Raw genomic sequence first — 10,793 nt, forward strand, 5'->3', positions numbered from 1 at the left:
CGGACGAGCCGGGGGAAAACAAAGTCATAGCGAATGACATTTCATTAAAACTTAGTCGATTTTATCGACGTTCTTTGTCCAGTAGTCAACAACAGAAGAAGCCAATGCATCACGGTTGCCATCAGCCAGATATTTCTGCATTGCGCCACCTACAACAGTCAGGTGGTCACCAGGCGCACGGTTCCAAGTTGGATACATGGTGCCATCAGCAACGTGCTGTTTTACAGAAACGCTCAATGGGTCGCTATTTTCCAGGGTGTTGTTGTTGAATGGAGAAACCAGGTTTGCTTTTTCTACCAAGAAAGATTTTCCTGCATCATCTTCTGCCAGCCAAGTCAGGAAGTCTTTTGCAGCCTGCTGTTCTGCTTCAGAAGCAGTGTTGTTGATGATGATCTGTTTTGTTGCCGTACCAGAAATCATGCTGTTTGCCTTATCATCAGCAGAAGTGTCCTGAACCAGTGGCATGATACCAAATTCAGCGCTTTCATCAGTTACATATTCGCTGATGTTTGGCCAAGCCCAGTTACCGTTGAACCAGAAAGCAATGGTTCCGTCTGCCATGTAGGAAGCGATCATGTCATAATCAGCAGAAAGCGGGTCATTTGCATAAATGTTGTACTTACGCAATGCGTCTACTGTATCCATAACAGAGTTGTAGCGTTCGTTAGTAGCAAAATCTTTGGTTCCGTCAACAATTTCGTGGATGAATGCAGAGGTTCCTTCCTCTGTGAAATCCTGCTGTTCATAAGCAAGAGTGAACAGGTGAGCGCCTAAAGACCAGTCTTCCTGAGCGATCGCTGCCGGGGATTTCATGCCGCCTGCTACCAGTTTATCACACAAAGCGGTGAAATCAGCCAAAGAAGTGATCGATTTTGGATCAAAGGTTTCGCCGGTGACTTTTTCAATTGCAGTCTTGTTATAAACAATACCGCGGCCTTCGATGCAGAATGGGAAAGACGCAACTTTATCGCCTATAGAAATAGCCCAGTCAGTATCTTTCACCCAGCTTTCGCCAGACAGGTCAACCGCATATTGTTCACCAAAATCATATACGTTGGTCGGGTCAAACATTGCCAATACAGTTTCGTTCCCTGCCGCATAAGCTTTCTGCATATAAGAATAGATCGTTTCGTCGCCGGTTACCTGCATCTCAAAGCCTTTTAAGCCAGCGATATCAGTATATTCTTCCTGCATTGCTTCCCATTGATCATAGATTTCAGATTTAATTCCAACGATCGAAAGAGTCACATCGCCGCTTCCCGTTTTTCCTGAATCTCCGGAAGCATTGTCTTTTCCGTCGTCAGAGCCGCATCCTGCGACAAGAGTTGCCGCCATAGCAGCCGCCAGCAATACGCTGAGAACTTTTTTGTTTTTCATAGCTATTCCTCCTAAAAATATTGGCCTTTGCTTTAAGTCTTTGCTTTATGTAATATGGGCTGTCGACCCATATTATAAACACGATCATTCTCCCTGTTCCGAACAAGTGATGGTGAACTCATGGGTCTTCAGGTCAGCTTCCAGAACGGCGGTTCCTTCTTTGCTGCTTCTTGTGATCCGAAGTACGTTTTCCCGTGGAAGTTCTGTTTTGCATTCACCCTCTACCGCAAATGCCGGATGGGTATTGCGGAATTCCATCAGCTCACGCAGATCATTTACGATCTTCCGGTTTGCAAAGTTTTCCGCAATTTCTTCTTTGGTGTAATAATGACGGTTGATATTTCTCCCCTCTTTGGTCGCTTCCAAAAGCTCCAAATCATTTTCGCCGGCCATTGCCCCAACATAATAAACCATCGGGATTCCCGGAGCAAAGAACTGAATTGCACGGGCCAGCAAATAAGCCTTGTCATTATTTCCAAGCGCCGAATAATAAGTACAGTTGATCTGATAAATATCCAGATTGTTGTACGCCTCTGTGTTATAGATGCGTTTTACATTGGCGCCTTTTGTGAACATGTTATTTTTCGTTTCTTCAATTTCTTCATCTGTCAGCAGGTCTTTTACGTCAACGATCCCGATCCCGTCGTGGGTATCTAAGGTCGTAAACTGATGCTTCGGACATTGGTCGATCCAGTTTTTCAAACGGTCGCCCCTGCCCGAATACAGTGCGTGCAGCACCAAAACCGGTAGTGCAAAATCATACACCCAAAAACCCTTTGCTGCAATCTTCATTTGGATAGAATAGTGTTCGTGGATCTCCGGAAGGATCGTGACGCCATAAGGTTTTACCGTATCTTCGATCTCTTGCAGCAAATCCCACATTTCAGGTTCTACAAAGAAGCAGGAGGTGTCCGGCCGTTTTACCGCATAAGCAAATGCATCCAAACGGATGATAGAAGCTCCGTTTTTACACATATCGACTAATGTTTCACGAATAAACTCCCGGGTAACAGGGGTATCCACATTTAAATCAATTTGTTCTTCCCCAAAGGTACACCAAATTTTTTCACTTGTTCCGTCCGCAAATTCTACATCTATATAAGGCGCGCGCGGTTTCCGCTTATAGATCTTGTCCACCTGCTCCTGAGTCGGTTCCCCGTTTTCCCAAAAGTCTTTATAGCGGATAAATAGATCCTTGTATTTAGATGCATCTTTCTTTTGCTGGAAATCCTTGAAATATTCGGACTGTTTGGAAATATGGTTCACCATAAAGTCAAACATCAGATAATAGTCTTTGCTGAGTTCACGGACCTGTTCCATCGTTCCTAAATTTTCATCGGTCACATCATAACGAAGCGGCGCGAACCCGCGGTCGCCCGACGAAGGAAAGAACGGCAGGATGTGAACTCCTCCAAACGCCTTAGAAAAATAGGTATCTAAAACCTCTTTCAGTTCCCCCAAATTCTTCCCCAAACTGTCCGCATAGGTGATCAGCATGATTTTATTTTTCATGGAACGCCTCCTTTATCCGCCACAGCAGTATAATCGCTGATTTTTCGAGCATGCTAAAATAATCTTTAAAAAGCGCCTGTTTTGCGCCTAAAATAGGCGCTTTTTTATGCACGAAAAAGTAGTATTTCTCTTGTAATTTATGTACATATTATATAATCTATCGTTTAACATGTCAATCGGTTGATATAAATAAAGTTTGCAATTCTATTTTTTGCACAATATTTACACACATATTTTTTGCATTATTCACAACATATTATTACTTTACCCATGAATTTTTACAGTTTTTATAAACCCAATATAGTTATAATGAATATTTTTTTCAACATTTAAAATGCAATTTTTACGTCAATACTTCAAAAAACAGGAGTATCTATATGTCAATCGAATAACACAATTTAACACAAAGTCTTGATTTTCAAAGTAAAAGCCCTTCTATGATCCCAGCAATAAGCCCCACAGAATTTGATCTGTGGGGCTTCTCTCTTCTCAAGCTGTTTTAGGCCTGCAATTTTACGACCGAAACCGTAGCAGCGCCTTCTACGCTCATTGCATTACTATTATAAGTCAAAGTAAAATTTGTATCAGACGGCACAGAAATAATGATCGTATTGGACCCGCCAACAGTAGAAGCCTCTGACGTACGGGAATAGATCCCCAATTCAAGATGTGGTGCACCATTGTAAGAAGGGGTGACCTGCATGAATCCAGCCGACCGTAAATAGACTGAAACATGATATGAAACAAGATAGTAGCCAGGCTTTAAAGTAATTTGGGTCCCATTGGCCAAAGCAATCTGTCCTGTGGGATCTTCTGTAATCACACTTAAAGGGATTTGAGCGCCATCTGCAAATATCATAGCGTAATTAAAATAAGAGGCAAAGGAAGAGGGTGGGACAACTCCCCCCGGCCCTTGCGCTCCTGTCGGGCCTGTCGCACCAGTATTCCCGACTGGCCCTTGCAGTCCGGTCGGGCCTGTCGCACCGGTATTCCCGGCTGGTCCTTGTGGTCCGGTCGGGCCTGTCGCACCAGTATCCCCGGCTGGCCCTTGCGGTCCGGTTGGGCCTGTCGCACCAGTATCCCCGGCTGGCCCTTGCGGTCCGGTTGGGCCTGTCGCACCAGTATCCCCGGCTGGCCCTTGCGGTCCGGTTGGGCCTGTCACACCAGTATCCCCGGCTGGTCCTTGTGGTCCGGTCGGGCCTGTCGCACTAACAAAGCCACAGCAAGGGGGGCACGGGAAAACCAAACGGTATTTTCGGCAATATTCCGGTTTTTCTGAATATGGCATAGACCTGATTACACCCCCTCAATTTTTATCAAACTGATCCATTCTATGAAATTTGGATAAAAACAGTGAATAGTAACAAAAAGTGAAGCCTACTAAACAACCCGGAGCTTATGACATTGATCAGGATCGCGATTTTACATCACATCCATTTCACCCCAACTTACACCAGCATGATATGCCCGCTCTTAAAAGGGCAGAAAATAAGGTATCAAATCAAAAATATCTTACATTTAATTGAAGAAAAGTGAACAAAGAAAAAAACCGGCAGGGTGTTGAAACTCTACCGGGTTATTTTTTATATACCGACCTGCTCTTGTAAACCATTTGACATATAGCAAAGTACGAGAAAATCCGAACAAAAAAGAATTGAAAACGGAATTTTTACCCTCCCCATGATCTCACCATAAACACCAAACAAAGACCAAAACTACAATTTCGGTTACAGGCGCAAAAAAAGAAAAGCCCATAAAGCGCATGGCTAAAGGCTTTTCTTTGGAGCTGGTGGCGTGACTCGAACACGTGACCTGCGCATTACGAATGCGCTGCTCTACCAACTGAGCTACACCAGCATAGGTTTGCAACGCATATAATTATACAGGAAAAAGGCTCGTTCGTCAAGTATAAAATCTCAACTTTCCTCACGTTCAGATCACACTTTCTAATTCCTGCTTTAAGTGTCGGATGATACGCTTTTCCAACCGGGAAATATAAGACTGGGAGATCCCGATCAAGTCCGCTACCTCTTTTTGCGTCATCTCTTTACCACCTTGCAGGCCAAATCGCATCTCCATGATCTGCCGTTCCCGGTCATCCAGCTTTGAAATACAGTTTTTCAGCAGATCCTTTTCTACTTCCAGTTCAATGTCCCGGTTGATGCTGTCATTATCCGTGCCCAAAATATCCGAAAGCAGCAGTTCATTCCCATCCCAGTCGATATTTAACGGCTCGTCGATCGAAATATCGTTTTTGCATTGCGTATTCTTTCTTAAATACATCAGAATCTCATTTTCAATACAGCGGGAGGCATAGGTGGCCAGCTTAATATTTTTTTCCGGTGAAAAAGTATTTACCGCCTTGATCAGCCCGATCGTTCCAATCGAGATCAGGTCCTCGACATTGATCCCTGTAGATTCAAATTTTTTTGCGATATATACGACCAACCTTAAATTATGTACGATCAGCATATCCTTTGCATACTGTGGCTGGGTCTGTAATTTTTCAAAAATCGCCTGTTCTTCTTCCCTCCCAAGCGGAGCCGGCAGGGTTTGCGGGCCATTGATATAATGGATCCAGCCCTTCGCGTATAATTTCAATAGTACCTGGTCTATCTTTTTATAAATTGTTTGGAATATCTGCATTCTATCTCAAGCCTTTCTTTATGTATTTTCTAATAATGATGTTCCGACCAGCATAGAAAAATCCCCGTCAGAAAGCGGCTGGTCGGTAAAGCCGACGATCGCCTGCACTTCTTTGGAAGCATGTTCCTGCTCTATCCAGATATGATCGGGTTTTAATCCCACAAGTGTTCCTGTTCCGGTCACTGCATTCATCGGCAGGACTCTTACCTTAGCCTTCCACTGTTCCCCCTGAATCTCTTCTACTTTGTGCTGCTGGAGCGCAAAATAAACCTCGTCAGGCAAACAGCCCTTTAACGCCTTCAATTCGCAAACTACCACCGGCAGTCCGCTCATAATATCCTGAAGCTGGTTCCCCGTGTCTACAAACGCCCGCACCATAGCTTCCCTCCCGCCATAATCCAGCCGGACAAAAAGCATCTGACCTTCTTTTGGGGTTCGGTGCAAAAAGTGCTCTGCTAGGCACAAAACAAGGTAAACCACAACAGTGGATATCACCAGTATTGCCGCGGAAATATTGAAATAAGCCACACCGTTGCGATAGCTCATCCCTGCCGGCGTGATAAAAAACCAAAGGGCCGACATAGCTCCCGCATACACAAAACTGACCAGATAAAAAGACGCTGTTTGTTTGAGAAACCATTTCCAGTTTTCAAATCCAAACACGATCAAAACCAATACAACAGAGATCAAAAGCTTTTCCAGCAGTAAAAACACACCAGGCATAGGCGGAAGAAAAATCACCAGTGCGCTCAGCCCGCCAAATATGGCGCCGCAGGCGGTCCTCCACTTTTTTGCTTTCCTATGTAATAAAAAACCTGACGACAGCAATAAAAAATATGTGACAAAAATATTGATAAACACCAAAACATCCAGATAAATCACCATGTCGGTTCTGTCCTCTATTCCAAAATCTATCCTTATTTTATCCCTATGTGGCGAAAAAAAATGTCAAAGTCAGGGGGGCAATATCAGGTTTTTATCCTTTCAAATTCTTTTCTTTTACAAATTTTACCTGTTTTATACACAAAAACTAATTTTTGTTTTTATCTTTCCTCATCATTTAGGGTATGATATAGTAGAAATATTATCGTTATTTAAAAAGGAGATCCCTTTCCTATGCAGAGAAACCGAAAAAAAATTATAAAAATGCTGATTTATTTTTTACAGGGAGCGTTGATTGGTACCGGCGCTATTTTACCGGGGATCAGCGGCGGCGTGCTCTGCGTTGCCTTTGGCGTTTACGAACCTATGATGGAGTTTTTAGTCCATCCCTTCCGCTCTTTCCGCAAGCAGTATACCTTATTCCTTCCCATTTTGTTAGGCGGCCTAGTGGGCTTTGTTTTGCTTGCCAGAGTTGTAGAAAGTCTTTTTATTGCTTCCGCTACGGTTGCGATCGCGTTATTTACTGGGCTGATTTGCGGAACTGTGCCGGAAATGATGAGAAAATCATCGGCCAGCGCTCCCAAAAAGGGATGGTCCTGTTTTGTTTTAACGCTTGTCCTTTCCTTTATCTTTTTTAGCATCCTGGAATCCGGGATCGAGAGCAATATTGAAGCAAACTTTTTCTGGTATCTGTTTTGCGGGCTGATCTGGGGTTTAAGTATGGTGATCCCGGGGCTGAGTTCCTCTTCCCTACTGCTTTTTATGGGGCTTTACCAACCTATGACAGAGGGGATAGGCCGGCTGGATCTCCAAGTGTTAGTTCCGCTGGCGATAGGGTTTATTGTTACAATTTTAGTTGCCTCCAGAGTGGTCAACAAACTGTTAAAGGAGCACGGTACATTTATGTCCCGGATCATTCTGGGGTTTGTGCTCTCTTCTGTATTGATGATCGCGCCAACCTCTTTTGCCGGCACAGAGCAACTTCTGCTAAGTATGGCCTGTTTTGCCGCTGGATTTTTAACAGCCCGCCAAATGGATCTGGTAAAAATAAAACAGCGGCAGGAATAACAAATTCTAGTGTCAATACTTTTTGTCACGTAAAAATGATCCTCCAGGAAACGGATTTCCGTTTCCTGGAGGATCTTATGTTCGTTAGTTGCAGCCGCATGAATCGTCGTCTTCTACTTCACAGTCATCCTCATTTAAACGAGGTGGGAAGAACTCATTTACTGGGAACTTGATTCGTTTAAACAGCTCGCACGGGTCGTCATTGGTCTGCACACATTCTTTATCCGGAATACTGAAATCATAGACCGGGATCATCATTTGTACGATCCGTTCTAATGATACAATGGAAAACACCCCTAATGTCACTTCAACAACTCTGGTCGTTTCCATCGGGCGGAAGCATCCGTCAAATTTTCCGGCTACAGCCATTGGGATGCTGATCGCACAATCCCGCGGCGGGCAGCAATCCAGCAGCTTACAGGAAAGGCAGATCGGCTGGACCACCTGAACTGTTGCACGCGGGGTAACATCCTTTCCGTAATTGCAGCCCGGATTACAACTAGAAGAAGTATCAGAAGTAAAGACATTGACATTCCCTTCACTTCCGTACAGAATCACCTTCTTGTTAAAGGTGGCCAATCCGTCTACTGCTGTAGGCGTCAAACAAGGCAGTTGGAATACGTCTAACTGAACTGCAAAATAAAATGTCATGTCAACCGAGTAGAACCCCTTATTGAACGGGACCGATTCTACATCCATCAAAACGTCGATCACCTGTACATTCCTGCATTTTACACTGCTGGCCTCTTCGATCTTTGCCTGTGCAGTATCTGGGAAATATACACGCAGGTGGTCAATACAGTCTTTATCAGAGCAAGATACAAGCTAGATCGAAAATATTAAATCTTAATAGCTTTCTTTATAAAATAAAAAAACGCCGCTGGGGTTATTCCTCAGCGGCATTACTTTTGCTATCTCTCTTTAATTTGAATCTGGATTCTATCAATGGCTTTCCCGTTCAGATTGCCCGCATAACCGTCAGACCCATTGGCGGTGCTGGTATCTTCAATCCAGTGCAGATACCCGGAACGCCCCACTTCGGACACCCGGTAATATGCCTGCTGGTACGGGCGCACATCGTCCGGTGTATAGAAATAGATCTGAACACCGTCGATCGGGTGGCCTTTCCCATTCCCGGCATAGCCGTTTTTAAAGTCGTTTTTGTTGTACCCAGTGATCCAGTTCAGCCAGCGGTTTTCTTTTGCCAAGTGTACCCGGTATTTGATCTTGCCCTTGTCCACTTTTACCATCAGGGCTGTGATCGGCTGGTTGTCATTCCCCGCGTAGTCCTCAAGGTTCTTTACCTCCGGCAGCCATCTTCCGTTTGCTTGTACGCAGTAGATCACGTTGATCTTGGTGCTTTTGGGGGCTGTAGAATACACTTCCTTCCCGTTTTCGTCAAATACGGTATATCCCTTGTTTTTGTCCGCCATGGCTTTCGCGTTGTCTAACTTTTCAAACGCCCCTAGCTGGGAAGAAGCTTCCTTCCACGACTTCCTCACCCGGTACAAGGGCTTGTCCGCGCCTAGGCGCTTGTTGACCTCCTCCGCGATGTACGGAAACTTCCCTTGCAGGTACGGCCCCGGGCAGGTGGTAGCAGCAAACATATTGTGCCGGGTCAGGTTCCCTTTGCTGTCCCCGGTGTAGGTCAGCCTATCAATCCCATTTCTCTGGCAGATGTCCACACATAAATCAATGAGTTTGGCTAAAGCCTTGTCCGATACATGCCAATCTGTATCCGCCCCGCCGTCGTTCGCCACCTCGATCGTAACAGCTTTATAATCATTTTCCCGGCTGGAAGAAGCCCAAGAACGGTCCTTTTCCTCTACATACATTCCTACCCTGCCATTTGAATCAATGCCGTAATTGGCGCTTGCTTCCCTTGTCTGGAACACGTTCCCGCAGCTTTCTACGGAAAGGTTTCCCGCCATATGATGAATTGTAATCTTTGTGATTTTCCCTGTCGGGTTATAGGTTGAATTTTTTCTCGGGTTTTTGTTGGGGGAAATTTTGGTGTATGATACTAATTTGCTGTTGCTCATCGCTTAACCCTCCTTTGGTTCCTCATAAGACAAAGCCTGCGTGCTGTCAGACACGCCTTTTGTGGTTGGGTCGGTTACTACCCCTAGGACAGACAACACCGCAAATAACGCGTTTACAACGGCTAACAGCTTGTTTCCCAGTTCCCCTAAATCCAGCGTGTACCCAAACACCGCCGCTATTACCTGAACCAGCAATAATACGGCCGGGATCAGCGACAGCCAAAACGTCTTATTTTTCAGCCTTACTCTCCAGTTAATGCTCATATGTATCTCTCCTTTAGAATCCTATCTGTGCCATGATGTACACTACAATCGCCCCGATCACACCGATCAGGACTTTATCCACAACCTGATCCCACCGTCTGGCTGGCTTAGCCTTCAGCTCCTCGATGATCCCAAGCGTGGTATCGATCCGCTTTTCCATATTATCCAGCTTTCCCATAATTGCTATGTACTGTTCGTTTCGGGCTGAATCCATACGTTCCAGTGTAGTGATCCTAGCATACATTTCACTATGTGTTTCCCGTGCTTGCTTTCGGTATTCCTCGAACTGTTTTTCCAGCATCTCCGCTTTTTGCAGTCCAAGACAGTCCCTTTGCGGGTCTAAGATACAATTTGCCATACCATATTATCCCTCGCTTTTCCACCCCTGCGGGTAATCTTTTGGGGAGAAGTTCGTATTCTGTACGCACTCATACAAAATACCCTCATACCAGGCGTATTCCCCGGCATGGTACATATCATGCGCCCCCTGCACCGGCACGAACGGCCGGGCCGTTTTTTTCGTCTTCCCGTGCAACGGCCTCCAGAAAGTAAACCATGCCGGGTTATCCGGCTTGATGTCCGGGTACGCCGCATTATCATGCGCCTGGAAGCATTCCCAGGTCTGGTCGTACCAGTTGCGGATCTCCCCAACCTCATATTTCCCCGGCGCCCAGACTTCATACAAGCCCGAAACAGCAAGTTTTGTATTATCGTCTTTGATTTCCATGGTTGGTAACATCGCTTTCACCATGACAATCATAGATTCCTGTTCGCTAGGGATATATTCAGACTGGGAAGCCTCTCCCTGTTCTTTCTCTGCCAGATAAGCAGCATATTTTTCCTCGTCTAATTCTGCCTTTCCGCCCTCATATTTGTAAAAGCCGATTTTTTCCGGCTCGAGTTCTTCCAGAAAGCTGTCTGGCACCTCTATCCCGTCCGGGAACCCGCCTACCACTGCATACCCGGTGATGTATCCGTCTGTTACTTGTAGCTGCATATTTT

At 45.2% G+C, this 10,793-nt stretch carries 10 protein-coding genes, 1 tRNA gene and 1 pseudogene; 1 reads left to right on the plus strand and 11 read right to left on the minus strand.

Going from position 1 to position 10,793, the window contains the following annotated elements; genetic code table 11:
- Nucleotides 1–51: 51 nt before the first annotated feature.
- The 6 genes and pseudogenes from CIB36_RS06935 to CIB36_RS06960 all read right to left on the minus strand — a co-directional run bounded on the left by CIB36_RS06935 (nt 52) and on the right by CIB36_RS06960 (nt 6,420).
- A complete protein-coding gene (locus tag CIB36_RS06935; RefSeq protein WP_093988780.1) occupies nt 52–1,377 on the minus strand; it encodes an ABC transporter substrate-binding protein in 1,326 nt (441 codons plus the stop codon).
- An 84-nt stretch (nt 1,378–1,461) separates the two neighbouring features.
- Nucleotides 1,462–2,889, minus strand: a complete 1,428-nt coding sequence (gtfA, locus tag CIB36_RS06940; protein WP_093988781.1) for a sucrose phosphorylase — start codon at nt 2,887–2,889, stop codon at nt 1,462–1,464.
- 898 nt (nt 2,890–3,787) lie between these two features.
- Nucleotides 3,788–4,090, minus strand: a pseudogene (locus CIB36_RS13760) (hypothetical protein); the annotation flags it as partial.
- Nucleotides 4,091–4,670: 580 nt separating this feature from the next.
- A tRNA-Thr gene (locus CIB36_RS06950) sits at nt 4,671–4,746 on the minus strand.
- 75 nt (nt 4,747–4,821) lie between these two features.
- Nucleotides 4,822–5,535: an RNA polymerase sporulation sigma factor SigE gene (gene sigE, locus CIB36_RS06955; RefSeq protein ID WP_093988783.1), complete on the minus strand. Its 714-nt coding sequence runs from the start codon at nt 5,533–5,535 to the stop codon at nt 4,822–4,824.
- An 18-nt stretch (nt 5,536–5,553) separates the two neighbouring features.
- On the minus strand, nt 5,554–6,420 hold the full coding sequence (locus tag CIB36_RS06960; protein WP_093988784.1) for a sigma-E processing peptidase SpoIIGA: 867 nt from the start codon (nt 6,418–6,420) through the stop codon (nt 5,554–5,556).
- 231 nt (nt 6,421–6,651) lie between these two features.
- Here CIB36_RS06960 and CIB36_RS06965 point away from each other — a divergent pair, with 231 nt between their 5' ends.
- A complete protein-coding gene (locus tag CIB36_RS06965; protein ID WP_093988785.1) occupies nt 6,652–7,485 on the plus strand; it encodes a DUF368 domain-containing protein in 834 nt (277 codons plus the stop codon).
- Between the two features lie 84 nt (nt 7,486–7,569).
- Here CIB36_RS06965 and CIB36_RS06970 read toward each other — a convergent pair whose 3' ends face one another.
- From CIB36_RS06970 to CIB36_RS06990, 5 genes are all read right to left on the minus strand, one after another.
- Nucleotides 7,570–8,199 (minus strand): hypothetical protein, encoded by a 630-nt coding sequence (locus CIB36_RS06970; protein WP_229408209.1) that lies wholly within the window; start codon nt 8,197–8,199, stop codon nt 7,570–7,572.
- A gap of 197 nt (nt 8,200–8,396) precedes the next feature.
- Nucleotides 8,397–9,527: a peptidoglycan recognition protein family protein gene (locus CIB36_RS06975; protein ID WP_093988786.1), complete on the minus strand. Its 1,131-nt coding sequence runs from the start codon at nt 9,525–9,527 to the stop codon at nt 8,397–8,399.
- A 3-nt stretch (nt 9,528–9,530) separates the two neighbouring features.
- Entirely contained in the window at nt 9,531–9,791 is a 261-nt protein-coding gene (locus CIB36_RS06980) for a phage holin (RefSeq protein WP_093988787.1), read from the minus strand.
- A 13-nt stretch (nt 9,792–9,804) separates the two neighbouring features.
- Complete coding sequence (locus tag CIB36_RS06985; RefSeq protein ID WP_093988788.1) at nt 9,805–10,149, minus strand: hypothetical protein; 345 nt, start codon at nt 10,147–10,149, stop codon at nt 9,805–9,807.
- A gap of 6 nt (nt 10,150–10,155) precedes the next feature.
- On the minus strand, nt 10,156–10,788 hold the full coding sequence (locus tag CIB36_RS06990) for a hypothetical protein (protein ID WP_093988789.1): 633 nt from the start codon (nt 10,786–10,788) through the stop codon (nt 10,156–10,158).
- Nucleotides 10,789–10,793 lie beyond the last annotated feature (5 nt).

The sequence above is a fragment of the Massiliimalia timonensis genome (genome assembly GCF_900186585.1).
Taxonomy (GTDB): domain Bacteria; phylum Bacillota; class Clostridia; order Oscillospirales; family Ruminococcaceae; genus Massiliimalia; species Massiliimalia timonensis.

Excerpts from the sequence above, each read along its gene's own strand:
- CIB36_RS06935 (WP_093988780.1), bottom strand. The coding sequence starts at position 1,377 with ATGAAAAACAAAAAAGTTCTCAGCGTATTGCTGGCGGCTGCTATGGCG.
- gtfA (WP_093988781.1), bottom strand. The coding sequence starts at position 2,889 with ATGAAAAATAAAATCATGCTGATCACCTATGCGGACAGTTTGGGGAAG.
- sigE (WP_093988783.1), bottom strand. The coding sequence starts at position 5,535 with ATGCAGATATTCCAAACAATTTATAAAAAGATAGACCAGGTACTATTG.
- CIB36_RS06960 (WP_093988784.1), bottom strand. The coding sequence starts at position 6,420 with ATGGTGATTTATCTGGATGTTTTGGTGTTTATCAATATTTTTGTCACA.
- CIB36_RS06965 (WP_093988785.1), top strand. The coding sequence starts at position 6,652 with ATGCAGAGAAACCGAAAAAAAATTATAAAAATGCTGATTTATTTTTTA.
- CIB36_RS06975 (WP_093988786.1), bottom strand. The coding sequence starts at position 9,527 with ATGAGCAACAGCAAATTAGTATCATACACCAAAATTTCCCCCAACAAA.
- CIB36_RS06980 (WP_093988787.1), bottom strand. The coding sequence starts at position 9,791 with ATGAGCATTAACTGGAGAGTAAGGCTGAAAAATAAGACGTTTTGGCTG.
- CIB36_RS06985 (WP_093988788.1), bottom strand. The coding sequence starts at position 10,149 with ATGGCAAATTGTATCTTAGACCCGCAAAGGGACTGTCTTGGACTGCAA.
- CIB36_RS06990 (WP_093988789.1), bottom strand. The coding sequence starts at position 10,788 with ATGCAGCTACAAGTAACAGACGGATACATCACCGGGTATGCAGTGGTA.